Here is a 24,504-nt window from a genome sequence, read left to right on the forward strand (position 1 = left end):
TTGGGCGTATTCATAAACAAACGTCAAGGGCCGGATCATCGAAATCGATGGATCAGGCCCCAAGCTGTTTACAGATTTGCTCAAAAAACCGGAATTTAGGATCAAACCGATAATTCAAAGAAGCGTTTGGCATGCATAAAGGCTGCTTTCTTGGCCTCGGCAACCTGATGAGCTTCTTCGTCATGGCCCCATTGTTCAATCTGCCAGGTTTCATCCAATCTTGAAATGCGCCATATCTCGTCCGGTTTGCGCCAATTCATGGCGGCCGCAAAGCCAAGAATCAATGACCCCGACAAGCTGACAAGATCGTGAAAAGCGGCCAGTTGGAACGCATCCAGCCCGTGCACCCGAGAACGCAATGTCGCCAGGGCGGATTCCGGCTGCGGTTGATGCAGGACGCCCGCAACCGGAACCAGACGGGCAGACAGCGCGGTCTCGGCCCAATCCAGGGCGGGATCCCATTCGGCGCTCTGACGATCCTGTAACTCCTGCGGGTGCGTTGCGCGATAACACAACAAATCGGAATCGCCATAATCGGCCAGCATGTCGGCCACTTCCCCGTGCTGGATGCGGACTTTGTCTATCGCTGCATTTGCAGAACGGGTGAAAGGCATCACGGCAGGATCAACCTCTTTTTCCTGCGCGTCCCATTCCCCTGCCACCACTTCGGCCATGGGGCGGGTTGGCAGGATCAGGTCTGCCTTGGCGGGTGTTTTGACCCTGCGGCCATCCAGTTCGACGGTGAACCCGCCATCAACCTCGACAACGGTGCTGTCCTTCCAGAATCGTTTCGGTTTCCAGTCACTCATCTTTCAATCCCACATCCCAGCCAGCGCATTGGGCAACTGGTCAAAGGTTTCGATAATGCAAGAAGCTGCGGTCAGAGCCGATCGGTCATGATAGCCCCAGGTGACGCCGATGCCGCGAACACCGGCGGCCGCGGCCATATCCATGTCAAAGCTCGTGTCGCCGATCATCACTGCGCAGGCCGGATCGACCCCGGTTTCCGCCAATGCGGTCTGCACCATGGACGGATGCGGCTTTGACGGGTGGTGATCCGCGACCTGCCGGGTCACGAAATACGGTTCCAGCCCGTGGGCTTCGATCAATGCGTCCAACCCGCGCTGCGACTTGCCGGTTGCCACGCCAAGAAGCACTTCGGGCACGGCATGCAACGCTTCAATCGCCTCGCGCGCACCGGGGTACAACGGCGAACTTGCCGCGCCCAATTCAAGACGATGGGCGTGATAGGCCTCTTTATACCCGTCGACCAGATCGTTCTGGACCGAAAGAGGCTGTTCCGGCGCCAACCTGGCGATGGCATGCGGCAGCGACAAGCCGACAATAGACAGGATCGCCTTTCGCGTCGGAACCGGCACGGAAGCGGCCTGAAAGCTGGCGGTCATGGAATGAACGATGCTGCCCTGACTGTCGACCAGAGTACCGTCGACGTCGAACAGGACCAGCCGCAAGGGTGCGCTCATTGCAGTTCCTCAAACGGGTCGTCAGCCGCCAGATCCTCGCTCCATCCGAAGGTGTCCCAGCTGTGCTTCATATGCTCGGGCAAGGGCGCCGTCACGGTCACTGGTTTCCGCGTCACCGGATGCAGGAAGGACAGTCGCCGTGCGTGCAGATGCAGCTTTTTGCTGATGATCCCACCCAGTTGCGCGCCCCATCCGTCGCCAAGGTTTTCCTGACCCGAACCACCGTATTTTCCGTCGCCGATAATCGGATGTCCGATTGCGGCCATATGCGCCCTCAATTGGTGCGTACGTCCGGTGATCGGCTCCATCGCGACCCAGGCGGCGCGGCCGGCAACTCGATAGAGTGTTGCATAATGCGTATGCGCGCGTTTTGCGCCCGGAGTGCTGTCAATTTCGTTCATATGCACGGGGATCATCTTTTCACCCTCGCCGTGCTTGCCATGACCGGGCGCCTTGACAAGGCCGGTCTTGATCTCACCCAGGTACGGCGTTGGAACACCGGCAACCAGCGCCCAGTAGATCTTGCGCGTATCACGGTGACGGAAAGCGGCCGTCAAACCCTTGGCGGCCTCACGCGTGCGTGCCAGCAGCAGAACACCTGACGTGTCCTTGTCCAATCTATGAACCAGCCGAGGGTTCTCGTCATAGCCGAACCGCAGCGCTTCGGACAAGCTGTCAACATGCCTTGTCTGCCCGCTGCCGCCCTGCACCGGCAGACCATGCGGCTTGTTCAGCGCCAGAATGTGATCGTCGCGGTAGATCACGCAGGATTGGATCATCTTGGCGTCCGCATCCGAGATGTGATGCTTGACCTCAGCCGGTTTGTGATCAGCGTCCGGCAAAGGCGGCACGCGAACCACCTGCCCTGCCTCCAGCCGCGTCGAGGCCTTGGCACGGCTTCCGTCAACACGCAATTCTCCCTTGCGGCACATCTTTTCAATGCGCCCCTGGCTGACATGCGGAAACAGGCGGCGCAGCCAGCGATCCACGCGCTGGTCCCCATCCCCTTCAGCGACTGTAATCATCTGCACGCCACTCATGCCATTACCCCTTGTTCCGCGCGGGTGATCCGCCCAGATTGCGTATTTATCCGTGTCCCAGAAATCATGGGCGTCTGTCGCGCGCAACGCGGCAAGAGTCAAGGTATCTGGCTCTGGATCTCAGATGTTCGAGAAGTCGCCGTGCCGCCCCGCTCCATCCCGAAAACGGGTCGCACCAGCGGTTCCTTCGCGGCGAATGGCATCCAACCCGTTGGCCCATTCAACCTTCAGCGCGTCACGAACCGGCATTCCACGGGTTTCGATGATCGACCGGCGGTCTGCCCGAACGGCCTCTTGCGGGAAACGGGCGATATCATGTGCCATGTCTTCAGCCGCCTTTCGTGCTGTGCCATGTGGAACGACCTTTTCCGCCAGCCCAATTCTGTAACACTCCTCCGCCTCGACCTTGCGCCCGGTCAGAGCAATCTCCAATGCTTTGCCCTGCCCCACCAGACGCGGCAACCTGACCGAACCACCATCCATCAGGGTAATCCCCCAGCGGCGGCAAAACACACCCAAGTAAGACGTTTCCGCCATGACCCGGATATCGCACCACAAGGCAAGCTCCATTCCTCCGGCCACTGCCGCGCCCTCTATCGCGCCTATGACAGGTTTCGAAAGCTCCAGCCGCGACGGCCCCATGGGCCCCAGCGTTGACGGGGCCGAACCGATGGGAAAACCATGTTTGTCGAAATACGCCTCGCGCCGTTCGGGATCGGCCAGCGATGCGGCAAGTTTCAGATCCCACCCTGCACAGAAATTGCCACCTTTGCCCCAGAATACCGCAGCCTTGGCCGAACTGGCCTCGAAACTCAGAAATGCCTCAACCAGAGCCTCGGCATGTTTCGTATCAACGGCGTTCCGCGCATCCGGCCTGTCGTGAATGACGGTCCAGACATCTTCGGATTTTTCGATTGAAACCGGCATATCAAGTCCTCCCCTGCAAGCGTTGACCCAAGGGAAGCGTCCAATTTCAATCCTGTCGCCTGTGACGCCGCGGAACCTTTACGACTGACCCTGCGTAACTAGCTATTCCGCTGTGTCCGCAGCTTGGCAAAGTAATCGAGGCGTTTCTTTAGCTCACGCTCGAAACCGCGCTCGACCGGCTGATACAACACCGGGCGTTTCATCGTCTCGGGGAAGTAGTTCTGACCGGAAAACCCGTCCTCGGCATCATGGTCATTGGCATAGCCCGCGCCGTAACCCTGATCCTTCATCAAAGAAGTCGGCGCGTTCAGGATATGCTTTGGCGGTGGCTCGCTGCCGGATTGCTTGGCCAGCCGCATTGCCGCCTTGTAACCGACATAGGCGCCGTTGGATTTTGGCGCCAGGGCAAGATAGACCAGCGCCTGAGCAAGCGCCAACTCGCCCTCGGGTGAACCCAGACGTTCGTAGGTTTCCCACGATTGCAAACAAATGGCCTGCGCCTGCGGATCGGCCAGGCCTATGTCCTCGACCGCCATGCGTGTGATCCTGCGCGCAAGATACCGCGGATCTTCGCCCCCGGTCAGCATGCGCGCGAACCAATACAAGGCCGCATCGGGATCAGATCCGCGCACCGATTTGTGCAGGGCCGAGATCAGGTTGTAATGCTCATCACCAGACTTGTCGTATTTTGCAGCCCGCCGCATCAAACGCGTAGACAGCGCATCGGGGCCCAGCGGCTCGTCTACTTTCCACGCCGAAACCTGTTCGATCAGGTTCAGCAAAGCCCGACCGTCGCCATCGGCCATCTCTTGCAACGCATCGCGGGCGGCAGGCGTCAATGGCAACGCGTGGCCCAACTCTTTCTCAGCCCGCTGGGTCAAACGCTCCAGATCGGCAAGGCTCAGCCGTTCCAGCACCAGCACCTGCGACCGGCTCAGCACAGCGGCATTCAGCTCGAATGACGGATTCTCGGTGGTTGCGCCGACCAACAGGATGGTCCCGTCTTCCATATGGGGCAGAAACCCATCTTGCTGAGCCTTGTTGAAGCGGTGAATCTCGTCCACGAACAACAAGGTGCCCTGCCCGTTCTGGCGGCGTATCTTCGCGGCCTCGAAGACTTTCTTCAGATCCGGCACACCGGTAAAGATCGCACTGATCTGAACGAAATGCAGATCGGTTTCCTGTGCCAACAGCCGTGCAATCGTGGTCTTTCCAACTCCGGGTGGGCCCCAGAAGATCAGGCTGGACAAACTGCCTGCCGCCAGCATGACACCCAGAGGGGCCTCGGGGCCCAGCACCTGCTCCTGCCCGATCACCTCGGCCAGGGATCGAGGCCGCAACCGGTCAGCCAGAGGCCGGTGAGGAGAAGCGGCAGGTTCTGCCGCCCCGGTATCGAACAGATCACTCACAGGTCACAACCGGAACCGCAAAGAGACGGACCGCCCCCCGCGCACCAGACCTATCTGCACGTAACGGCCCGGATCGGTCAGCGCGGTCTCAACGTCCCGAGGGCGCTGGATCTCATCGGCATTGATGCTTTCAAGAATATCACCGGTTCGCAAACCCGCCCTTCCGCCATACGGGCCGGGGTCCACCACGACGACACCGGTCAGCGACAGCGACAATCCCATCCTGGTGATCACCGCGGGATTGACCCGGGACACCACCAACCCCGGAAGAACGGTTCTGTCATTCAACGTCGTTTCTTCGGCGGCCGGAACATCGGGGGCTTTGATAAGCGCCACCTCGACATCTTCACTTTGGTCGCCGCGCAGACGGGTCAGAACCGAGGTTCCGCCAACTCCGGCGACCGACATCCGAAACTTCATCTCGGCGGGTGAATTGACCTCGTCCCCGTCCACATGGGTTACCACGTCTCCCACTCTGAACCCTGCGTCGCGCAAAGGGCTGAGCTCATGCAGATCAGAGATCACAACGCCCAACGGGATGGCCAGGCCAAGGGATTCCGCGATATCCGCGCTCATGTGTTGACCCGACATTCCCGCCCACGGGCTGACGAAGGTTTCGTTTCCCTGCTGCGCCTGCTTGAGGAATTGCGCCACCAGATTGGCGGGGATGGCAAAGCCTATTCCGTTTGACCCACCCGATCGGGTCAGAATCGAGGTATTGATCCCGATAAGCTGGCCATTCACATCGATCAGCGCCCCGCCGGAGTTGCCCGGGTTGATTGCCGCATCCGTCTGGATGAAATATCCGCGGCCATTCCCGGTTGCCGTGCCCGTGCGCGCCAGCCCCGAGATGATGCCGGACGACACCGTCTGCCCCACCCCGAACGGGTTTCCGATGGCCAGGGCCAACTCTCCGACTTCGACCTGATCGGAATCGCGAAGGGTCAGATAGGGCAGGTCTTCGGCCTCTTTCAGCCGCAGGATCGCGATATCGCTTTCCTCATGGCCCAGCACAACCTCGGCCGAGAACTCGCGCCGATCCGTCGTGACAACCCGGATCTCGGTCGCGGATCCGACCACGTGATAGTTGGACACAACATACCCATCGGCAGACAGGATAACCCCGGAACCCAACGAGTTTTGAACCCGCTGACGTGGTTCGCCAAACCCCCGGCCAAAGAAATCCTGAAAGAACGGGTCCGAGAAAAACGGGCTTGCCCGGCCCTGCCGGACGATCTTGGCATAGATGTTCACAACCGCCGGCGATGCCTGTTTCACGACCGGGGCAAATCCCAACGAAATCTCGGCCTGTGACTGCGGAACTTTCGTTTCGGCCATTCCTTGCGTCGCGCAGGTCAAGGCAACAAGGGTCAGCATTACGCGGATCATGGTGGCTCCGTTTTTTGCGATTGGCCCAGATATGCTGACACAAAATCTGAATTGCAAGTCGGCGGTCGGGTATGCCCCGCAACATGTCGGACATGCCATAACGAAAAAACCTCCGTCCGGTTTCCCGAACGGAGGTTCGACCGTGACCTTGGGTCAGATCTTATTCTTCGTCTGCTGCCTCTTCGGCGGCAACGCGGGCTTTGTCAGCCGCACCTTTGGCGTCCAGATCACGATCAACGAATTCGATGATCGCCATCGGGGCCATATCGCCATAGCGGAAGCCAGCTTTCAGAATGCGGACATAACCGCCCTGACGCTCGGCGTAGCGGGGGCCCAGAACTTCGAACAGCTTGGCGACGTCTTTGTCTTCCTTCAGCTGTGCTGCGGCCTGACGGCGGGCGTGCAGGTCGCCGCGCTTGCCCAGAGTGATCAGTTTTTCAACGATCGGGCGCAGTTCTTTTGCCTTGGGCAGAGTCGTTTTGATTTGCTCATGTTCGATGAGCGAGCCAGCCATGTTCGCAAACAGCGCCTTGCGGTGCTCATGAGTACGGTTCAGGCGGCGGTAACCACGTGCGTGACGCATTTTCTAGTTCCTTCTTTCGCGTTTTGCTTTGTCTGGCCGGCGATGCGTGTCACCGGCTCTCCTTGGGGCGGGAATGCCCATATGGTCCCCGGATATTCCCACTTCGGGCCGGGCATTGGGGAAGACGCGCTTAGAACGCGTCTTCGAATTTCTTGGCCAGATCTTCGATGTTGTCCGGCGGCCAATCCTCGACATCCATGCCCAGGTGCAGGCCCATGCCGGACAGCACTTCCTTGATCTCGTTCAGCGACTTGCGGCCGAAGTTCGGGGTGCGCAGCATCTCGGCTTCGGTCTTCTGGATCAGATCACCGATATAGACGATGTTGTCGTTCTTCAGGCAGTTTGCCGAACGGACCGACAGTTCCAGCTCGTCCACCTTCTTCAGCAGCAGCGGGTTGAACTCCAGACCATCGTCTTCGTCCTGGCGGCTTGCCGATTCCGGCTCGTCGAAGTTGACGAAGATCGACAGCTGATCCTGAAGGATACGAGCGGCAAAGGCCAGTGCGTCTTCCGGCGTGATCGAACCATCGGTTTCGATCTTCAGGGTCAGTTTGTCATAGTCCAGAACCTGACCTTCACGGGTCGGCTGAACGTCATAAGCGACCTTTTTGACCGGCGAATAGATCGCATCGATCGGGATCAGGCCGATAGGCGCGTCTTCGGGCTTGTTCTTCTCGGCCGAGACATAGCCTTTGCCAGTGTTGACGGTCAGTTCCATGAACAGGTCAGCGCCATCGTCGAGGTGGCAGATGACGTGATCACGGTTCAGAACCTCGATGCCGGCGCTTTCGCTGATGTCACCCGCAGTGACGACCGCGGGGCCTTTGGCATTGATCGACAGGCGCTTGGGGCCTTCGACTTCCATGCGCAGGGCAACCTGCTTGAGGTTCAGGATGATGTCGGTGACGTCTTCACGAACGCCTGCCACGCTCGAAAACTCGTGCAGGACGTTGTCGATCTGGACGCTGGTGATGGCCGCACCTTGCAGCGAGCTCATCAGAACGCGACGCAGGGCGTTGCCCAAGGTCAGACCAAAGCCACGCTCCAGCGGTTCGGCAACCAGGGTGGCCTGACGTGCAGGATCATTGCCCGGCTTGGCTTCCAGCTGGGTCGGCTTGATCAATTCGGCCCAATTCTTGTGGATCATGTAATCCCTCCATTCCTGTCCGCGCCCCATGACCAACAAGGTGCAGACGCCCGAGGTTCAAAATGACGTGCTGGGGCCGTGCAGAAACACAGCCCCAGCTCAATTCAAAAACGCTTAGACGCGACGACGCTTCGGCGGGCGGCAGCCGTTGTGAGCAATCGGCGTCACGTCGCGGATAGACGTGATGTTGAAGCCCACGGCAGCCAGCGCGCGCAGTGCCGATTCACGGCCCGAACCGGGGCCCTGAACTTCGACCTCCAGCGTCTTGACGCCATGTTCCTGCGCCTTCTTGCCTGCGTCTTCGGCAGCCATCTGAGCGGCGTAGGGTGTCGATTTACGCGACCCTTTGAAACCCATGGTCCCGGCAGACGACCACGAGATGGCGTTGCCCTGTACGTCCGAGATCAGGATCTTGGTGTTGTTGAAGGTCGAATTCACATGGGCAACGCCCGATGCGATGTTCTTACGCTCTTTGCGCTTAACGCGAGTCTTGTCACGTGCCATCGGTCAGACCCTCCCTTATTTCTTCTTACCAGCGATGGCCTTTGCGGGGCCTTTGCGGGTACGAGCGTTGGTGTGGGTACGCTGACCGCGAACCGGCAGGTTGCGGCGGTGACGCAGACCGCGATAGCAGCCCAGGTCCATCAGGCGCTTGACGTTCATCTGAACTTCGCGACGCAGGTCACCTTCAACGGTGAAATTTGCATCGATGTGCTCGCGGATGGCCAAAACTTCGGCGTCGGACAGTTCGTTGACGCGACGGTGCGCTTCAATACCTACGGCTTCGCAGATTGCTTTGGCCGAAGTGTTTCCGATACCGGTGATATATGTGAGGGCGATAGGTACCCGCTTTGCAGTCGGGATGTTTACGCCGGCAATACGTGCCACGTGTCACTTTCCTTTTCGTTGCGGTTCCGTAACTCCAGAACCTTTTTTCACAACGCTTTACCGTGGCAGTGTGGCCAGAGGGTTCAGCATTATTCGAGGTGGTCGGGGCGGTTGGGACGAATCCCGCACGCGGTCTTGATTCCCTTTAGGGATGGGGGTCGATATGGGCTTTTGGCGGTGCCGTCAAGCCCATATTGAAATCAGCCGAGAATGTCCTCGATCGACGCTGTGACTTCCTTGATGTCCGCCAGCCCGTTCACGGGGCGCAGATCGCCCTTGGCGTAGTAATAGCCAATCAGCGGAGAGGTCTTCTTGTAGTATTCCATCAACCGCGTACGCAGACTGTCTTCGTTATCGTCGGCGCGACGAACGAAGTCATTTTCCTTGCCGCAATTGGTACATTTGCCGTCAGCCGGGATCGGCTTGGTCTTGTCGTTATAGACCTCACCGCATCCGCCGCAGGTTGACCGTGCGGTAATCCGTTCCACCAGAGCATCGTCATCCACGCGCATCTCGATCACGGTATGCAGGGACTGGCCCAGCTTGGTCAGCAGAGCCGACAGCGCGTCGGCCTGCGCCAAAGTGCGGGGGAAGCCGTCAAAGATGAAACCAGCGCCCTTTTCGGTGGTCAGTTTCTCTTCAATCAGGCCGATCACGATCTCATCGGTGACCAGCTTGCCCGCGTCCATGATCGCAGCAACCTTCTGGCCCATTTCGGTTCCGCTGGTCTTGGCCTCGCGCAGCATATCCCCGGTGCTGAGCTGCACCATCCCGCGGGTCTCTACCAGGTGACGCGCCTGCGTTCCCTTGCCTGCCCCCGGGGGGCCCAGAAGAATGATGTTCATCGACGAGCAGCTCCCTTTCTGCCACGTTTCTTGCCTTTGCCGCGCAGCTGGGACTTTTCGATAAGCCCTTCATATTGATGCGCCAACAGGTGGCTCTGGACCTGCTGGATCGTATCCATGGTCACAGAGACGATAATCAGAACCGAGGTGCCACCGAAATAGAACGGAATAGCAAACTGACCCCGCAGAATTTCGGGCAGCAGACAGACCGCGGCCAGATAGGCCGAACCCAGAACCAGCACGCGGTTGACCACGTATTCCAGATACTCGGCGGTTTTCTTGCCGGGCCGGATGCCGGGCACAAAACCGTTCTGCTTTTTCAGGTTGTCCGCCACATCGTCCGGCTTGAACGACACGTTGAACGTATAAAAATAGGCGAAGAACACGATCATCGAGGCAAAGAACAGAAGGTAAAGCGGCTGTCCGGGGCCGAAATTGGCCAGCAGCCACGACATGACCGGCCCGTTGGCAGCACCGGACGAGAAGGTCGAGATCGTGACAGGCAGCAGCAGCAGCGAGCTGGCGAAGATCGCCGGAATAACACCCGCAGGGTTGACCTTGACCGGCAAGTGGCTTGAGCCGCCTTCGTAGACTTTCATACCGGCCTGGCGGCGCGGATACTGAATGTGGATCTTGCGCAGGGCGCGCTCCATGAACACCACAAAGGTGATGACCGCGATGACCATAACGATCACGCCGACGATCACGGCAGGGCTGATCGCACCGCTGCGGCCGCTTGCAAAGAACTGCGCCAGAGCAGCCGGAACCTCGGCAATGATGCCGACGAAGATGATCAAAGAGATACCGTTGCCGATCCCGCGTGCAGTGATCTGCTCACCCAGCCACATCAGGAACATGGTACCGCCAACCAGCGTTATCATGGTCGACATGCGGAAATAGAGCCCCGGATCAGTCGCCAGATCGCCCGATTCCAGCGAAACGGCCAGACCATAAGCCTGAACGGTGGCCAGAGCCACGGTGCCGAACCGGGTATACTGGTTGATCTTCTTGCGCCCCTGCTCGCCCTCTTTCTTGAGCTGTTCGAGCGCGGGAACCATGGATGTCAGAAGCTGAACGATGATCGAGGCCGAGATGTAAGGCATGATGCCGAGGGCAAAGATACCCATCCGCCCCAGCGCCCCGCCGGTGAACATCGAAATCATGCCGCCGATGCCCTGCCCCGCCTGTTCCATGAATTCGCGCAAAGCTGCTCCGTCAATCCCCGGCACCGGAATAAAGGTGCCCAAACGATAGACGATCAGCAAACCCAGCGTGAACAGGATGCGGTTGCGCAGATCGGTGGCCTTGCCCAAAGCAGCCCAGCTTGTGTTGGCTGCCATTTGTTCTGCTGCTGATACCATAAATCGGTCTCTCTTATGCAAACGCCGCCCGGAACCGTTTTCCGGCTCGGACGGCGTCTTGGAAAACTCTGAGGTCTATGTAAGCGGGTCTTTGCCCGCTCACAAGCGATTACTCTGCCGCAGCAGCTTTTGTGACCTTCAGTGAACCGCCCGCTTTCTCGACTGCCTCGACGGCAGATTTCGAAGCACCGGTCACTTCCAGGTTCACCTTGGCGCTGATTTCGCCTTTGGCCAGAACGCGGATACCGTCCAGCTTGCGGCGCACCAGACCGGACGCAACCAGAGCGTCTTCGGTGATCGCAGCCGAAGCGTCCAGCTTGCCGGCGTCGACGAATTTCTGGATCAGACCCAGATTGATAACCGCGAATTCCTTGCGGTTCGGCTTGTTGAAGCCGCGCTTGGGCAAACGCTGGTACAATGGCATCTGGCCGCCTTCGTAGCCATTGATGGCCACACCCGAACGGGACTTCTGGCCTTTGATACCACGGCCACCCATTTTACCTTTGCCGGAACCCGGACCACGGCCAACGCGGGTGCGTTTCGGGCTGGCGCCTGGATTGTCGCGCAGTTCGTTCAGTTTCATGTCGCTTCTCCTAAGCCGGATATGACCCCGAAGCGTGATGGGCCAAACACGGCATTTCTTGGTTTTGATTCTCGTGGCGGAAAGCCACCGCAGGCGTATAGGCCCGATAACCGCACTTGACAAGCCTGTAGATTGCCCTGCGCCCCGGGATGCCGGCATGAGGTCTTGAGCCAAGTGTTACGCAAAGGGCACCTCTGCCGGCCTTTGACCGAAAAGTGACTGTGAAATGCAGCGCCTTTAAGAAAAACCGCTTGCTATGTCGGGGTGGTCGTCTATCCGGTGGCTTACAAACACTAGACTGGCAGGCGTATGACTGAACCCTCTCTCTCGCTCCGCGACAAGCCGGAGACCACCGCCGCACGTGACTGGGTAACAACGCTTGCCAAATATCGCGAACCGGACCAAATGCGCAGCGCTTTTGAGCTGGGTGTAAGCATTATCCCCTTTGTCGGACTGTGGGCATTGTCCTGGATGTCACTTTCAGTCAGCTATTGGCTGGCCTTTGTGATTTCCGCCCTCAATGCGGCCTTTCTGTTGCGCTTGTTTGCCATCCAGCATGATTGCGGGCACGGCGCGTTCTTCAAAAACCGGGCCGTCAGCGACTGGATCGGGCGCGGCATCGGGGTTCTGACACTGACACCATATGATGTCTGGCGCCGCACGCATTCTACGCATCACAACAGTTCCGGCAACCTGGACAAGCGCGGGATGGGCGATATCCACACCCTGACAGTGGCCGAATACCGCGCCAAAACACCACTGAACAGATTCTGGTATCGCGTGTACCGGAACCCGATTACTCTGTTCGTGCTTGGCCCTGGCTATCTGTTTTTGTTTCAAAACCGCCTTCCGCTGGGTCTGACAGACAGCGTCAGGTTCTGGGTCAGCGCGATGGCGACCAATCTTGCGATTCTGGTTGCCCTCGTGGCCATCTACTATTTTGGCGGGCTGATGCCGATGTTGCTGATCTTTCTGCCGTCGACTCTGATTGCCGCAACGGCCGGAGTTTGGCTGTTTTATGTACAACACCAGTTCGAGAACACGCATTGGGACGCGGATGCAGACTGGCAACTGCATGAAGCGGCGCTGCACGGAAGTTCGCACTATATCCTGCCCTCAGTGTTGCAATGGTTCAGCGCCAATATCGGCATCCACCATGTACACCACCTCTACAGCCGCATTCCGTTCTACCGCCTGACCGAGGTGCTGCGCGATCATGAAGAACTGGCAAACAGCAACCGGATGACGATCCGGGAAAGCCTCGCCAATGCGCGGCTTCACCTGTGGGACGAGAAGAACCGTCGTCTGTTGTCCTTCGCCGAGGCCCGCGCACTTTATGGGTAACGGGCATGCCCGGCGCTTTCGTTTCTGGAATCGAAGCGCATGCCTTGCGTCAACGGCAGGCGTGTGGCGCGGGATAGCCTCTATCCATCACGACGACTTTCTCGGGCGCGATTTTGACAAAGAATGCGCGCGTCACAAACCGGTATTCAACCGGTGCAAACGCAGGCGCGACTAAGGTGCCTTCATCCGGATCTTGGCTGGCTTGATCGCCCGCGCCTGGACGGGAAAGCGATCGCGATTGACGCAAGCCGCATCGCGACCTGCATTGCAGTGAAAAAGGCGGTGACCATCTGGTGACATGAACACCACTCTGCACGACATCAGTGATAACTAGGATTGACCGTTCAACTTGTTCGTGGATGCTAGGCAAGGCTGCGGCACCGTGAAAGAAAACTAGCCTCCCCGGGCCTGTGGACACGGCGGAAATCCCTCATGCCTTTGCAGAAATCAAACAAAATCCCTTGTCACACCCCCGCCCCGATGCCATATGCAAAGTGCTTACGTTTTTCTATTCGACCTACTGTCTCCTTCATCGGCAGTCAGTCTATCGATACAGACCGACGACGCCAGGCTGCCGCAACTCCGTGGGCAGCACTCAAACAGGAGACACGGATATGCCAGCAGGCACCGTAAAATGGTTCAATACCACCAAAGGCTTCGGCTTCATCGCACCGGAAGAAGGCGGCAAAGATGTATTCGTACACATCTCGGCTGTCGAACGTTCGGGCCTGACCGGTCTGGCCGACAACCAGAAAGTCACGTACGAGCTGCGCGCCGGTCGTGACGGCCGCGAAAGCGCCGACAGCATCCAGCTGGCCTGAGCTTGATTTCGGGTGAGGGGATTCCCCTCGCCCCTTTCCCGCCACCACCTCGGGTGGCAGGCAGGACACATCACGTCCACGTGATGCCTGCCCTAGAATTGACCAAATATCGTATCATGATGAAATTGGTTTCAGTTTCATTGGTCATTCGACGAGGGTTTCGATGTTTACACGCCGTATTTTTCTGGCCGGAACAGCAGCAAGCATGTTGCCGGGCATCGCCAGCGCCAAAAAAGCGGTCGAGTATGATCCGACACCGCAATTCGTGCGCATCAAGAAACAGTTCGTACCTGGTCAGCTGCTGGTCGCGCCCCGGTCGTTCTACCTTTACTACGTCACGGAACCTCGCAAAGCGATCCGCTATGGATGCGGCGTCGGCAAAGCGGGGTTGGAGTTTACCGGCACGGCCACCATCGATGTGAAAAAGGAATGGCCGACCTGGCGCCCGACCGATGAGATGATCGAACGTGATCCCGTCGCTTACGCCAAATTCAAGGACAATGACTATGTCCAACCCGGCGGCGGAGATAACCCGCTGGGCGCGCGCGCGCTGTATCTGTTCCAGAACGGTGTCGATACCTATTTCCGCATCCACGGCACGACGCAGCCGCAGACCATTGGCCGGGCAGTGTCCAACGGTTGCATACGAATGCTGAACGAGCATGTGATCGATTTGTACAACCGGGTCCCGATCGGAACAGTTGTCACGGTCGTCTAGGTGCCCATGGATGGGCGCCTATTCCGCTCGACCCGCCTGATCAACCAGCTTCAGAACGGACGGCCCCAGTGATTCAACGATTGTGGACACCCCATCCGCGTTTGGATGTATTCCGTCCGGCTGCATGAACTGCGATACCGCACCGGGGTCGCCCTCGGCCGCAAGCCCTTCAAAGAAACTGGCGGCGAAGAGGACGTCGAACTCCTTCGCCAAGTCTGGGTACATTCCGTCGAAAGCTTGCTTGTAATCGGCCCCGTAGTTACCCGGCGCCTGCATACCGATCAGCAGAACCGGTACATTCACGCCCCGCGCCACGTCAAGGATCCTGCGCAGATTGGCCTTTGATACGGCAGGGTCGATCCCCCGCAGCAGGTCGTTGCCGCCAAGGGCAACGATCATGCCATCCACATCCGGTGTCAGGGTCCAGTCCACACGTGCGGCCCCGCCCGCCGTCGTGTCACCCGAAACACCTGCGTTGATGACGCGGACATCCGCGCCCTGCGTCTGCAACCAGCGTTCAAGCTGTGGAACAAACCCGCTTTCCTCCACCAGCCCATAGCCCTGAGTCAGCGAGTCCCCCAAAGCCGCAATCACCACTTGTTCGGCTGTGGCCGCAAAACCGCACCACGTGAAAAGGCCTGCCATCAAAGCCTTGCGCAACGTGGTGATCGCTCCATATCCCAAAAGACCGCTCCTTTTTCGGGTAGACCCATGACGACTGCTGTTCTCGCCCTCCAAGATGCCTCTTTGTCCCTAGATGGCAATGCCGGGCGGGTCGATATCCTGCATGACATTACTTTGACTGTGAACAAAGGCGAGACGCTGGGGCTTATCGGGCCTTCTGGCTCGGGCAAGTCTTCGCTGCTGATGTTGATGGCGGGGTTGGAACAGGCGACGCACGGTCAAATCATGGCGCTGGGTCAAGACCTTACCGACATGGATGAGGACGCTCTGGCCCGGTTTCGACGCGACAGTATGGGGGTGGTGTTTCAGAACTTCCACCTGATCCCGACGATGACCGCGCTTGAAAACGTGGCAACCCCACTGGAACTGGCAGGGCACAAGGATGCGTTCGACCGGGCCGAGCAAGAGCTGGACGCCGTTGGCCTGTCGCACCGTCGCGATCATTACCCGGCGCAACTGTCGGGCGGAGAACAACAACGTGTTGCCTTGGCACGAGCATCTGCACCGCGTCCCAAAATCCTGTTGGCTGATGAACCGACCGGGAATCTGGACGAAACCAACGGGGCCGCAATTGTTGATTTGCTGTTTGGTCTGCGCCGGAAATACGATGCAACCCTGATTCTGGTGACCCACAGCCATTCATTGGCCGAAAGATGTGATCGGGTCGTTCGGTTGCGTGACGGCAGAATCGCCGAAGAGACCCGGCAGGAGGCCGCGGAATGAGCCTGCGGATGGCCGGGCGGCTCGCCCGCCGCGAGCTACGCGGAGGCCTGAGCGGTTTTCGGATCTTTCTGGCCTGTTTGGCGTTGGGGGTCGCCGCCATCGCAGCCGTCGGGTCGGTGCGGCAAGCCATACAGGCTGGGCTTGCGCAAGAAGGGGCCTCGCTGTTGGGGGGCGATGCCGAACTTGAATTCACCTATCGTTTTGCCGATGAGGCAGAGCGCGCCTGGATGCAACAGACGTCCGTCCAGATGTCCGAGGTTGTCGATTTCCGCTCGATGGCCGTTGTGCCCGGCGCGACAGGTCCGGAACGAGCGCTGACTCAAGTCAAGTCGGTCGACAACGTGTACCCACTTGTCGGCTCGGTACGGCTGGAACCCGAGATCCCGCTGGAAGACGCCCTGAACGGTAGCTCCGGCTTGCCCGGGGCGGTGATGGAACCTGTGCTGATGGACCGGCTTGGGTTGTCCGTCGGTGATCGGTTTTCACTTGGGACGCAAGAGTTCATCCTGACGGCTGCCTTGCTGGACGAGCCCGACAGCGCGGCGGATGGGTTTGGCCTTGGGCCGCGCACTCTGGTGCGAACCAAGGCGTTGCAGGCGTCCGGTCTGCTGGAACCCGGAACACTGTTTTCAACAAAGTACAGGATGATCCTGCCCCGGAACGCAGATCTTTCGGATGTATCCGCAAGGGCTGACGCGGCATTCGAAGGCACTGGAATGCGCTGGACGGATGCACGCAACGGTGCCCCCGGGATATCCGAGTTCGTCAATCGCCTGAGTGCATTTCTTGTCCTTATCGGGCTGTCCGGGCTTGCCGTCGGAGGCATCGGCGTTTCTGCCGCCGTGCGTGCTTATCTGGGGCAGAAGACGGAAACGGTTGCGACTCTGCGCACCTTGGGGGCCGATCGCGCCACCATTTTTCAAACCTACATGATTCAAATTGGCGTTCTGTCCGTCTTCGGGATCGTGATCGGCCTGACGCTGGGTGGATTGGCGCCGCTTGTTCTGGCCCCGCTGCTGGAAAGCCAATTGCCGGTTCCAGCAGTGTTTTCGCTGTATGCACAGCCGCTGATCGAGGCAGCAATATACGGTCTGCTCACAGCGTTCCTGTTCACCCTTTGGCCATTGGCCCGCACCGAAGATGTGCGCGCCGCGACGTTGTTTCGCGACGCGCTGAGCTCGGCCCGCCCCTTTCCACGTCTGATTTACGTCGTGGCAACCGGTGCCGGGCTGTTGTTGCTGATCGCCCTGGCATCATGGTTCAGCGGCTCGACGCGGCTTACTGTCTGGACCGGCGGCGGGCTTGTCGGTGCACTGGCGCTGTTGGCCCTCGCCGCTTATGCCATTCGCAAACTGGCCCGGGCTGGGACTTCGTTGGCCCGCGGGCGACCCACAATCAGATGGGCGTTGTCGGCCATCTCGGACCCACGCGAAGGTGCAGGATCTGTGGTTCTGTCACTGGGGCTGGGCCTGTCGGTGCTGGCTGCGGTCGGGCAGATCGACGGTACCCTGCGCAACGCCATTTCGGGCAACCTGCCGGATGTCGCGCCGTCGTACTTCTTTGTGGACATCCAGAAAGATCAAATGCCCGGCTTCACCGAACGCCTGCAAAGCGACCCCGCGGTCAGCCGCATTGAAAGCGCGCCGATGTTGCGCGGGATCATCACGCAGATCAACGGCCAGCCCGCTCGGGACGTGGCCGGAGATCACTGGGTGCTGGAAGGGGATCGCGGCGTGACCTATTCGGTTCAACCGCCGCCGAACGCACGCCTGACCGCAGGGGAATGGTGGGCCGAAGATTACGCAGGTGCACCCCAGGTCAGCTTTGCCGCAGAAGAAGCCGAAGAGATGGGCCTGAACCTGGGCGACCAACTGACCGTCAATATCCTGGGGCGAGACATCACGGCAGAGCTGACGTCCCTGCGCGAGGTGGATTTCTCTACCGCGGGAATAGGCTTTGTCATGTCGATGAACCCCTCTGCGCTGGCCGGTGCGCCGCACAGCTTTATCGCGACGGTCTATGCCGAAGAACAGGCCGAGGCGGCCATCCTGCGGGATCTTGCGGGCCAGTTCCCCAATATCACGGCCATCCGGGTGCGCGACGCCATTGATCGCGTCTCGGGCCTGCTGGCAGGCATCGCCGCAGCAACCTCGTACGGTGCAGGAGTATCGCTGCTGACCGGATTTTTGGTTCTGATCGGCGCAGCGGCGGCGGGCGAACCTGCCCGCAGATACGAAGCAGCGATCCTCAGGACATTGGGTGCAGATCGTGGCAGTATCCTGCGCAGCTTTGGCCTGCGATCTGTTCTGCTTGGGGCCGCCGCGGGATGCGTCGCGCTGTTCGTTGGCATTCTGGGCGGCTGGGCGGTTGCCACCTACATCTTTGACACAGAGTTCACGGTCATCTGGTCATCGGCCTTCGGCATCGTACTGGCCGGGATAGGCGTCACGTTATGTGCTGGGCTGGCATTTGCCCTGCGTCCACTTTCGGTGCGTCCGGCGCGCATATTGCGAGCGAGCGATTGAAATCAGCGCACGCAGGCCACGGGCTGCAAGAGCCTCAGCAGCGGATCATTGTCACATACCAGCGCATCCAGGGTAACATCGTCGAGGGACGCATAGAACACCTCTGCCGCGTCCTGAAGCGCAAGCCTCAGCCGACAGGCATCCGTAAGAGGGCACGTGTTGTCAGCGTCGGCGAAACACTCGGCAATGGGCAAAGCCCCTTCAACATGCCGGAACACCGCACCGATGCGTATCTGATCCGCAGGGCGCGCCAGCGACATGCCACCGTTTCGACCGCGCTGCGTGCTTAGATAGTTCAGCTGGCTCAACTGATTGATCACCTGCGCCAGATGGTTTTCCGAAATGTTGCACACTTCGGCGATTTCGGATTTCGTGACCAGCCTGTCCGGGTGAGCTGCGCAATACATCAACAGGCGCACAGCGATATTCGTCCTTTTGGTAATCCGCATGAGGGCCTCCCTAAATTCAAGATGCAACCTTATTGCATGTCCGGGAAAAAAGCGGTTTGACATACATCAATCGACCCAAAGGACACTTCTTGGATGGCCGGCCCCTATTTCTTTGGCTATGGCAGCCTCGTGAACCTCGCGACGCATGATTTCCCCGATCCGCGCCCCGCGCGACTGAAGGGTTGGCGGCGGGCCTGGCGGCACACCGATCTGCGACCCGTGGCGTTTCTGACTGCCGTGCCCGACCCGCAGTCGGAGATCGAAGGCATGATTGCGCATGTTCCCAATAATGACTGGGCCGCGCTGGATGAACGGGAATGGGCGTATGACCGAATTCCTGCAACGCAGTCGGTTTCACATCCCTTGAAGCACGACGTCGAAATAGCTGTCTACGCCGTCCCGCAGGATCGGCACAGCCAGCCCAGCAATCACCACCCGTTGCTGCTCAGCTATATCGATGTTGTCGCGCAGGGTTACTTGCGGGCATTTGGCGAAGACGGCGCGGATCGATTCTTTGAGACAACAACCGGCTGGGACGCCCCGATCCTGAATGATCGCGCCGAACCGCGTTATCCACGCCATCAGCAACTCAAACCTGTCGAACGTGATTTTGTCGATGACCGCCTGACAAGTTTATCGGTGCGGTTCGTACAGCCGGCGTAACAAAAAAGGGCCACGCCGATGACGTGGCCCAGAAAACTGGTGTGCCACCACATTAGCCGCGCGCGCGGATCACCTGTAGCAACGGCATCAGCGCAGCCATTTCCGGGCCGCGCTCCATGCCGGTCAACGCTTTGCGCAGTGGCATGAACAGGCCTTTGCCCTTGCGACCGGTTGCCTCTTTCACGGCCTTGGTCCAGGTGCCCCACGTGTCACCATCGAACGGTCCTTCGGGCAGCAACGCCATCGCCTGGGCAATAAATTCCCGATCTTCATCGGCGATCAGGGGATCGGCCCCGTCACGGCACAGCTCCCACCAGCCCTTGAGATCGGCCAAGGTGGTGATGTTTTCGCGGGCCATGGCCCAGAAAGGTTCTGCCAATTCATCGGGAACACCGGCATCCGCAACGGCACTGGCCACCTCAGACAGCGGCAGCGATTGCAAATGCCTGGCGGTCAGCGGGAACAGGTCCTGTACATCGAACTTGGTCGGCGCGGCGCCAAACCGGTTTACATCGAACCCTTCGATCAGCTCGGCCATTTCCGAGCGCAGCTCAACCGGATCAGACGAGCCCAGACGCGCCATAAGGCTCAGCAATGCCATCGGTTGCACACCCTGTTCGCGAAGATCGCGCAAGGCCAGCGTGCCTAGCCGTTTCGACAATGCCTCGCCCTGCGGACCAGTCAGCAGAGAATGGTGGGCAAAGCGTGGACAACGCCCGCCCAGCGCCTCGATGATCTGGATCTGCGTCGCCGTGTTGGTCACATGGTCCGAACCCCGTACAACATCCGTCACGCCCATTTCAGTATCATCCACAACCGACGCAATCGTATAGAGAACCTGGCCATCGCCACGAATCAGAACCGGATCGGAAACCGAAGCCGCATCAATCGAGATGTCGCCAAGAATGCCGTCATTCCATTCGATACGTTCATGATCCAGCTTGAAGCGCCAGACGCCGTTGCCACGTTCGGCGCGCAGCTTCTCTTTCTCGGCCTCCGACAGGTTCAGCGCAGCGCGGTCATAGACCGGCGGCTTGCCCATGTTCAGTTGCTTCTTGCGTTTCAGATCCAGCTCGGTCGGCGTTTCGAACGCTTCGTACAAACGACCCATCGCGCGCAGCTTGTCGGCCGCTTCGGCATAGCGGTCCAGACGGTCCGACTGACGCTCGACCCGGTCCCAATGCAAACCCAGCCATTCCAGGTCCTGCTTGATGGCATCGACATATTCTTCTTTCGACCGCTCGGGGTCGGTATCATCGATGCGCAGGATAAACGTACCGCCTGCCTTGCGGGCAATCAGATAGTTCATCAGGGCGGTGCGCAGGTTGCCCACATGGATGTAACCGGTGGGCGACGGGGCGAAACGGGTGGTTGTCATGGGTGTCTCCTGTTGGCGCGGCTCTTGTCACATGGGGGCGTTTTTGTCCAGCCGCCGCTTGATCCATCAGGTGATTCAGAAAGGTTTCACCGGCCACACCCTGTCGAGGTCGTCCAGTCCGGCGCGAATGAGTTCGCGCAAAACGCCCGTGTCGATATCCGCCAGTTTGTTGACGTAAAGACAGGACTTGCCCAACTTGTGCTTTCCCAATCTGGCCATGAGATCCGCAAAATCTGCGTAACCCGGCATGATGTAAATCACCAAAGCTGATTTGCGCGGCGAAAAACCGGTTGCCAGAAAGTCCCCTTCACGACCCGATTTGTAGCGATAGTGGTAGCGGCCATACCCGACGATCGACGGGCCCCACATGACCGGGCTAAACCCGGTGGTGGCGCGAAACAATTTGTCAAGCTGGTGCGCGTCTTCAGCACGGCGCGCCGGTTGAACCGTTCTCAGGAAATTCTCGACGCTTTGATCTGTCGGAACTGTCTTGTTGTCTGATCGCGCCATGAACAAAAATTAACACGTATTATTCATCCATGCACCCCATCTGAATGGCGTATAAACTGGCAAGAGACTCTCGACGCCCTAACTGCAACAATAACAATGATGTCCTGACAGGGAGAACGAAGATGACAATAAAACTTACACGCCGCGCCGCTTTGGGAAGTGCCGCCGCCTTGCCGTTTGCAGCTGCGGCCGCACCGGTTCTGGCCGCCAGCCCGGAAACCAAAGCAAACTCGACCATCGCAAGGTCATTTCATATTGGCGATTTCACGGTCACGACCCTGCTGGATGGCAGCTTTCCACGCGACGGAGCCAAAGAGATTTTTGGGGGCGGAGCGACGGAGGAAGAATTTGCCAAGGTTTCGGCTGAAAACTTCATTCCGGCAGACGTCGCACAGTTTTTCTTTACCCCCTCACTGGTCAACACGGGATCAGAGCTGGTTCTGTTTGATACCGGTCTGGGGCAAGGTGGCATACAGGCCGCGCTGGCAGATGCGGGCGTGACCCCGGATCAGATCGATGTGGTCGTGATAACGCATATGCACCCTGACCATATCGGTGGCATGACCACCGAAGGCGCGCCGACCTTTGCGAATGCGCGCTACGTGACGGCTTCTCCGGAATATGATTTCTGGGCTGCGCAGGACGCAGGCAATCGCGTGGGCGATCTGGTCGCTGAAAAAGTCACACCGCTGGCCGAGAAAATGACCTTTGTCGAAGACGGGGGCGAGGTTGCCTCGGGCATTACCGCAGTGGCCGCTTATGGCCACACACCGGGCCACACGGTCTACCATCTGGAAAGCAACGGGCAACGTCTGGTGCTGACGGCGGATCTGGCCAACCACTATGTCTGGTCTTTCGCCCATCCCGAATGGGAAGTCCGGTTTGACATGGACAAGGCCGCAGCGACTGCCGCACGCCGCGATGTTCTTGGCATGCTGGATGCCGACAAGGTGCCAATGGTCGGCTATCACATGCCCTTCCCCGGCGCCGGGTATGTTGAGACCCGTGGAGAAGGCTTTCGCTTTGTCCCGGTCAGCTACCAGATGATGGGCTGAGCGTTCAGTACCCCGGATCCGGCCGCACTTTTGAACCGTCACTGAACCGCGACAAGCGAAAGGCGGCCGGGTCCACGCAAGGCGTTGTTTCGGTAACCAGATCAGCCATCAGCCGCCCCGCCCCGGGGCCGATTCCAAAGCCATGGCCTGAAAACCCCGTGGCAATGTACATTCCCGGCAGATCATCCACGCCCGAGATTACGGGAATGGCATCCGGCGTCACATCGATCATACCTGCCCAGCTTTGTACGATCTCGCCCGTTTGCACAGCGGGATATCCCTTGCATGCACTGGCCCAGGCGCGTCGCAACGTTTTTTGAGACGGCTCAGGGTCCAGAATCCGGCACTTTTCGAACGGCGTCACATCGGTTGGCAGCCATCTCCGGTCCTGTTGTGCTTCGATCGTCCAGCGTTTGGACAGGCGAAAGCGCAGAGATTTCCACTCTTGCACAAATGCCGGCAGAAACTGCATCGCCAATCGAAAGCTGTCCGGCACAATGTCCACAGTATTTTCGTGACCAGACGCAATTGTGTAACCGCCATCGGCCCGTTTTCGGATCGCAAAGTCATCCGACCACAACGACGTCTCGGGCCCCTCTGCGACGGGGGATGTGCGCAGGACCGTATTCAGAACCTTCAGCTGCGGCAGTTCGATCCCCGCATTGCCTGCAAACAGGCGCGACCACGCGCCCCCGGCCAGAACGACGCGGCCGCTGGCAACTTTGCCGCGCTCGGTGAAAACACCGGCGATACGTCCAGCCTGAACGTCCAAACTGCGCACGGCGCAGTTCGTCATGATCACCGCGCCCCGAGCCCGCGCAGCTTCGGCAATGGCGGGGGCTGTCCATTGAGGTTCGGCACGACCGTCCTGCGGCATGTACAAAGCGGATTCAAAGCCCGATTGGTTGCCGTGCAAAAGGTCTGCCAACTCACCGCCAGAAACCATCCGCGCGCCGGTCTGCAATCCTTCGACATGGTGCAGCCAACGTTCCATGTTGCCGGTATCCCGCCTGCCGGATGCGCCAAAAAGGATACCGGATCGGGTGTAACCTGTCTTGCGGTCCAGCCGGTCATCGAGCGTCTGCCAGATGCGCAACGATTCCTGCATCAGGGGTATCTCTCTTGGGTCCCGCATCCCAAGACGGACCCAGCCCCAATTGCGTGAACTTTGTTCGGCTGCAATCTGCCCTTTTTCGCACACAAGAACCGAAGCGCCCCGCTCTGCCAGTTCCAATGCGGTTGAAACGCCGATGATTCCGCCGCCGATGACCACGACATCAACAGTTTTGGGCAGGGCAAGATCAGGTTCTACAGGAGTCGGTTTGGGCGCGGTCATCAATATGCCTTACTCTGTCGCTTGGACCGCTATGGAGACCAAAAGACAAAGCATGGGCAATACAAACTGCCACCGCAACATGAGATTTTCGGCATCTGTGACCCAGACGCCTGAGGTTGAAAGCGCGGGGCCGAAGGTTAAGCTGCGCCGGACAGTTCCGCCCATTTTTGGCGCAAGATCGCGGACAACCGGTTTTCCTTAAGCGCCGCTTGCGCGGATACGTCTTCCTGTGGAAGCAATTGCGGAAACTCTGGCCGCAACATGGCCGCTTTCTGATCTTCCGACTGCCGCTGCTCATTCAACAGATCGGCAATTGCTGCATCCAGCTTTTCTTCATCCAATTCTTGCGGCGGAGATTCCAATGTGCGCCATTTCAAAGGCGCATGAAGCGATCTTTCATAATCCTCGTACATTTTAACACCAAACCATTCACTCAGACATCCAACCCCGGATACGCTGCGTTCGCCACATTCGGCCTTCGCCATCAACGACAATGCGTCGCATCCGCCCCACATTGGGCAACTTCCAAGCAAAAATGTGTCAGAAAAATGTCACCCAAGCAAGCCAGGGATGGCCTTTTTCGCCCGGTTGCACGGGCTTTGCCCCTCGATCAAGGAACAATGCACAACACGGAAACTTCAC

27 protein-coding genes are annotated in these 24,504 nt (G+C 59.0%); 8 read left to right on the plus strand and 19 right to left on the minus strand.

Annotation, left to right across the window (positions count from 1 at the left end; translation table 11 throughout):
- Nucleotides 1-101: 101 nt before the first annotated feature.
- From GOW09_RS16310 to rplO, 13 genes are all read right to left on the minus strand, one after another.
- Nucleotides 102-809 (minus strand): ATP12 family chaperone protein, encoded by a 708-nt coding sequence (locus GOW09_RS16310; RefSeq protein ID WP_171119636.1) that lies wholly within the window; start codon nt 807-809, stop codon nt 102-104.
- 3 nt (nt 810-812) lie between these two features.
- Nucleotides 813-1,484 (minus strand): HAD-IA family hydrolase, encoded by a 672-nt coding sequence (locus GOW09_RS16315; protein WP_171119637.1) that lies wholly within the window; start codon nt 1,482-1,484, stop codon nt 813-815.
- A complete protein-coding gene (locus GOW09_RS16320; protein ID WP_171119638.1) occupies nt 1,481-2,524 on the minus strand; it encodes an RluA family pseudouridine synthase in 1,044 nt (347 codons plus the stop codon). Before GOW09_RS16320 ends, GOW09_RS16315 begins: the two co-directional genes overlap by 4 nt.
- A 120-nt stretch (nt 2,525-2,644) precedes the next feature.
- The gene (locus GOW09_RS16325; RefSeq protein ID WP_171119639.1) at nt 2,645-3,451 is read right to left on the minus strand and encodes a crotonase/enoyl-CoA hydratase family protein; all 807 of its coding nucleotides are present in this window, start codon (nt 3,449-3,451) and stop codon (nt 2,645-2,647) included.
- Between the two features lie 98 nt (nt 3,452-3,549).
- Nucleotides 3,550-4,860, minus strand: a complete 1,311-nt coding sequence (locus GOW09_RS16330; RefSeq protein ID WP_171119640.1) for a replication-associated recombination protein A — start codon at nt 4,858-4,860, stop codon at nt 3,550-3,552.
- Between the two features lie 3 nt (nt 4,861-4,863).
- Nucleotides 4,864-6,249 (minus strand): trypsin-like peptidase domain-containing protein, encoded by a 1,386-nt coding sequence (locus GOW09_RS16335; RefSeq protein ID WP_171119641.1) that lies wholly within the window; start codon nt 6,247-6,249, stop codon nt 4,864-4,866.
- Nucleotides 6,250-6,409: 160 nt separating this feature from the next.
- A complete protein-coding gene (gene rplQ / locus GOW09_RS16340; protein WP_152456909.1) occupies nt 6,410-6,832 on the minus strand; it encodes a 50S ribosomal protein L17 in 423 nt (140 codons plus the stop codon).
- 130 nt (nt 6,833-6,962) lie between these two features.
- The gene (locus tag GOW09_RS16345; RefSeq protein ID WP_117870179.1) at nt 6,963-7,979 is read right to left on the minus strand and encodes a DNA-directed RNA polymerase subunit alpha; all 1,017 of its coding nucleotides are present in this window, start codon (nt 7,977-7,979) and stop codon (nt 6,963-6,965) included.
- A gap of 114 nt (nt 7,980-8,093) precedes the next feature.
- On the minus strand, nt 8,094-8,483 hold the full coding sequence (gene rpsK / locus GOW09_RS16350; RefSeq protein ID WP_008757289.1) for a 30S ribosomal protein S11: 390 nt from the start codon (nt 8,481-8,483) through the stop codon (nt 8,094-8,096).
- 15 nt (nt 8,484-8,498) lie between these two features.
- Nucleotides 8,499-8,867 (minus strand): 30S ribosomal protein S13, encoded by a 369-nt coding sequence (gene rpsM / locus GOW09_RS16355; protein WP_008757392.1) that lies wholly within the window; start codon nt 8,865-8,867, stop codon nt 8,499-8,501.
- Between the two features lie 200 nt (nt 8,868-9,067).
- Nucleotides 9,068-9,712: an adenylate kinase gene (locus GOW09_RS16360; protein WP_171119642.1), complete on the minus strand. Its 645-nt coding sequence runs from the start codon at nt 9,710-9,712 to the stop codon at nt 9,068-9,070.
- A complete protein-coding gene (gene secY, locus GOW09_RS16365) occupies nt 9,709-11,073 on the minus strand; it encodes a preprotein translocase subunit SecY (protein ID WP_152456907.1) in 1,365 nt (454 codons plus the stop codon). The genes GOW09_RS16360 and secY overlap by 4 nt, the downstream gene beginning before the upstream one ends.
- 109 nt (nt 11,074-11,182) lie before the next feature.
- Nucleotides 11,183-11,656 (minus strand): 50S ribosomal protein L15, encoded by a 474-nt coding sequence (rplO, locus tag GOW09_RS16370; protein ID WP_152456906.1) that lies wholly within the window; start codon nt 11,654-11,656, stop codon nt 11,183-11,185.
- Between the two features lie 309 nt (nt 11,657-11,965).
- On the opposite strand from rplO, the gene GOW09_RS16375 reads away from it, so the two are divergent.
- The 4 genes from GOW09_RS16375 to GOW09_RS16385 all read left to right on the plus strand — a co-directional run bounded on the left by GOW09_RS16375 (nt 11,966) and on the right by GOW09_RS16385 (nt 14,539).
- Entirely contained in the window at nt 11,966-13,000 is a 1,035-nt protein-coding gene (locus tag GOW09_RS16375) for a fatty acid desaturase (RefSeq protein ID WP_171119643.1), read from the plus strand.
- A gap of 123 nt (nt 13,001-13,123) precedes the next feature.
- Complete coding sequence (locus GOW09_RS22385) at nt 13,124-13,297, plus strand: hypothetical protein (protein WP_172978449.1); 174 nt, start codon at nt 13,124-13,126, stop codon at nt 13,295-13,297.
- A 317-nt stretch (nt 13,298-13,614) separates the two neighbouring features.
- Nucleotides 13,615-13,821, plus strand: a complete 207-nt coding sequence (locus GOW09_RS16380; protein ID WP_152456904.1) for a cold-shock protein — start codon at nt 13,615-13,617, stop codon at nt 13,819-13,821.
- A 163-nt stretch (nt 13,822-13,984) separates the two neighbouring features.
- Complete coding sequence (locus tag GOW09_RS16385) at nt 13,985-14,539, plus strand: L,D-transpeptidase (protein ID WP_171119644.1); 555 nt, start codon at nt 13,985-13,987, stop codon at nt 14,537-14,539.
- Between the two features lie 18 nt (nt 14,540-14,557).
- Here GOW09_RS16385 and GOW09_RS16390 read toward each other — a convergent pair whose 3' ends face one another.
- A complete protein-coding gene (locus tag GOW09_RS16390; protein ID WP_171119824.1) occupies nt 14,558-15,184 on the minus strand; it encodes an arylesterase in 627 nt (208 codons plus the stop codon).
- Nucleotides 15,185-15,250: 66 nt separating this feature from the next.
- Between GOW09_RS16390 and GOW09_RS16395 the strand changes: the two genes are divergently transcribed.
- A complete protein-coding gene (locus GOW09_RS16395; protein ID WP_171119645.1) occupies nt 15,251-15,946 on the plus strand; it encodes an ABC transporter ATP-binding protein in 696 nt (231 codons plus the stop codon).
- A complete protein-coding gene (locus GOW09_RS16400; RefSeq protein ID WP_171119646.1) occupies nt 15,943-18,471 on the plus strand; it encodes an ABC transporter permease in 2,529 nt (842 codons plus the stop codon). Before GOW09_RS16395 ends, GOW09_RS16400 begins: the two co-directional genes overlap by 4 nt.
- A 2-nt stretch (nt 18,472-18,473) precedes the next feature.
- Here GOW09_RS16400 and GOW09_RS16405 read toward each other — a convergent pair whose 3' ends face one another.
- Complete coding sequence (locus GOW09_RS16405; RefSeq protein ID WP_170346430.1) at nt 18,474-18,920, minus strand: Rrf2 family transcriptional regulator; 447 nt, start codon at nt 18,918-18,920, stop codon at nt 18,474-18,476.
- A gap of 93 nt (nt 18,921-19,013) precedes the next feature.
- Between GOW09_RS16405 and GOW09_RS16410 the strand changes: the two genes are divergently transcribed.
- Nucleotides 19,014-19,583, plus strand: coding sequence for a gamma-glutamylcyclotransferase family protein (locus GOW09_RS16410; RefSeq protein ID WP_171119647.1), 570 nt, complete (start codon nt 19,014-19,016; stop codon nt 19,581-19,583).
- A 52-nt stretch (nt 19,584-19,635) separates the two neighbouring features.
- Here GOW09_RS16410 and gltX read toward each other — a convergent pair whose 3' ends face one another.
- A complete protein-coding gene (gene gltX / locus GOW09_RS16415) occupies nt 19,636-20,961 on the minus strand; it encodes a glutamate--tRNA ligase (RefSeq protein WP_171119648.1) in 1,326 nt (441 codons plus the stop codon).
- Between the two features lie 75 nt (nt 20,962-21,036).
- Complete coding sequence (locus GOW09_RS16420) at nt 21,037-21,471, minus strand: DUF1801 domain-containing protein (protein WP_171119649.1); 435 nt, start codon at nt 21,469-21,471, stop codon at nt 21,037-21,039.
- A 122-nt stretch (nt 21,472-21,593) separates the two neighbouring features.
- Between GOW09_RS16420 and GOW09_RS16425 the strand changes: the two genes are divergently transcribed.
- Nucleotides 21,594-22,526 (plus strand): MBL fold metallo-hydrolase, encoded by a 933-nt coding sequence (locus GOW09_RS16425; protein ID WP_171119650.1) that lies wholly within the window; start codon nt 21,594-21,596, stop codon nt 22,524-22,526.
- A 4-nt stretch (nt 22,527-22,530) separates the two neighbouring features.
- Here GOW09_RS16425 and GOW09_RS16430 read toward each other — a convergent pair whose 3' ends face one another.
- Nucleotides 22,531-23,862: an FAD-binding oxidoreductase gene (locus GOW09_RS16430; RefSeq protein ID WP_171119651.1), complete on the minus strand. Its 1,332-nt coding sequence runs from the start codon at nt 23,860-23,862 to the stop codon at nt 22,531-22,533.
- 137 nt (nt 23,863-23,999) lie between these two features.
- Entirely contained in the window at nt 24,000-24,377 is a 378-nt protein-coding gene (locus GOW09_RS16435) for a hypothetical protein (RefSeq protein WP_253284275.1), read from the minus strand.
- Nucleotides 24,378-24,504: the final 127 nt, after the last annotated feature.

The sequence above is a fragment of the Ruegeria sp. HKCCA5463 genome, from assembly GCF_013034175.1.
Lineage (GTDB): Bacteria > Pseudomonadota > Alphaproteobacteria > Rhodobacterales > Rhodobacteraceae > Ruegeria.

Coding starts and splice junctions, on each gene's coding strand:
- GOW09_RS16410 (WP_171119647.1), top strand. CDS start 19,014: ATGGCCGGCCCCTATTTCTTTGGCTATGGCAGCCTCGTGAACCTCGCG.
- GOW09_RS16380 (WP_152456904.1), top strand. CDS start 13,615: ATGCCAGCAGGCACCGTAAAATGGTTCAATACCACCAAAGGCTTCGGC.
- GOW09_RS16320 (WP_171119638.1), bottom strand. CDS start 2,524: ATGAGTGGCGTGCAGATGATTACAGTCGCTGAAGGGGATGGGGACCAG.
- GOW09_RS16400 (WP_171119646.1), top strand. CDS start 15,943: ATGAGCCTGCGGATGGCCGGGCGGCTCGCCCGCCGCGAGCTACGCGGA.
- rplO (WP_152456906.1), bottom strand. CDS start 11,656: ATGAAACTGAACGAACTGCGCGACAATCCAGGCGCCAGCCCGAAACGC.
- GOW09_RS16425 (WP_171119650.1), top strand. CDS start 21,594: ATGACAATAAAACTTACACGCCGCGCCGCTTTGGGAAGTGCCGCCGCC.
- GOW09_RS16315 (WP_171119637.1), bottom strand. CDS start 1,484: ATGAGCGCACCCTTGCGGCTGGTCCTGTTCGACGTCGACGGTACTCTG.
- rplQ (WP_152456909.1), bottom strand. CDS start 6,832: ATGCGTCACGCACGTGGTTACCGCCGCCTGAACCGTACTCATGAGCAC.
- GOW09_RS16405 (WP_170346430.1), bottom strand. CDS start 18,920: ATGCGGATTACCAAAAGGACGAATATCGCTGTGCGCCTGTTGATGTAT.
- GOW09_RS16435 (WP_253284275.1), bottom strand. CDS start 24,377: ATGTGGGGCGGATGCGACGCATTGTCGTTGATGGCGAAGGCCGAATGT.
- GOW09_RS16325 (WP_171119639.1), bottom strand. CDS start 3,451: ATGCCGGTTTCAATCGAAAAATCCGAAGATGTCTGGACCGTCATTCAC.
- GOW09_RS16335 (WP_171119641.1), bottom strand. CDS start 6,249: ATGATCCGCGTAATGCTGACCCTTGTTGCCTTGACCTGCGCGACGCAA.
- GOW09_RS16310 (WP_171119636.1), bottom strand. CDS start 809: ATGAGTGACTGGAAACCGAAACGATTCTGGAAGGACAGCACCGTTGTC.
- GOW09_RS16390 (WP_171119824.1), bottom strand. CDS start 15,184: ATGGCAGGCCTTTTCACGTGGTGCGGTTTTGCGGCCACAGCCGAACAA.
- GOW09_RS16345 (WP_117870179.1), bottom strand. CDS start 7,979: ATGATCCACAAGAATTGGGCCGAATTGATCAAGCCGACCCAGCTGGAA.
- GOW09_RS16420 (WP_171119649.1), bottom strand. CDS start 21,471: ATGGCGCGATCAGACAACAAGACAGTTCCGACAGATCAAAGCGTCGAG.
- GOW09_RS16430 (WP_171119651.1), bottom strand. CDS start 23,862: ATGACCGCGCCCAAACCGACTCCTGTAGAACCTGATCTTGCCCTGCCC.
- gltX (WP_171119648.1), bottom strand. CDS start 20,961: ATGACAACCACCCGTTTCGCCCCGTCGCCCACCGGTTACATCCATGTG.
- GOW09_RS16395 (WP_171119645.1), top strand. CDS start 15,251: ATGACGACTGCTGTTCTCGCCCTCCAAGATGCCTCTTTGTCCCTAGAT.
- GOW09_RS22385 (WP_172978449.1), top strand. CDS start 13,124: ATGCGCGCGTCACAAACCGGTATTCAACCGGTGCAAACGCAGGCGCGA.
- rpsK (WP_008757289.1), bottom strand. CDS start 8,483: ATGGCACGTGACAAGACTCGCGTTAAGCGCAAAGAGCGTAAGAACATC.
- GOW09_RS16375 (WP_171119643.1), top strand. CDS start 11,966: ATGACTGAACCCTCTCTCTCGCTCCGCGACAAGCCGGAGACCACCGCC.
- secY (WP_152456907.1), bottom strand. CDS start 11,073: ATGGTATCAGCAGCAGAACAAATGGCAGCCAACACAAGCTGGGCTGCT.
- GOW09_RS16360 (WP_171119642.1), bottom strand. CDS start 9,712: ATGAACATCATTCTTCTGGGCCCCCCGGGGGCAGGCAAGGGAACGCAG.
- GOW09_RS16385 (WP_171119644.1), top strand. CDS start 13,985: ATGTTTACACGCCGTATTTTTCTGGCCGGAACAGCAGCAAGCATGTTG.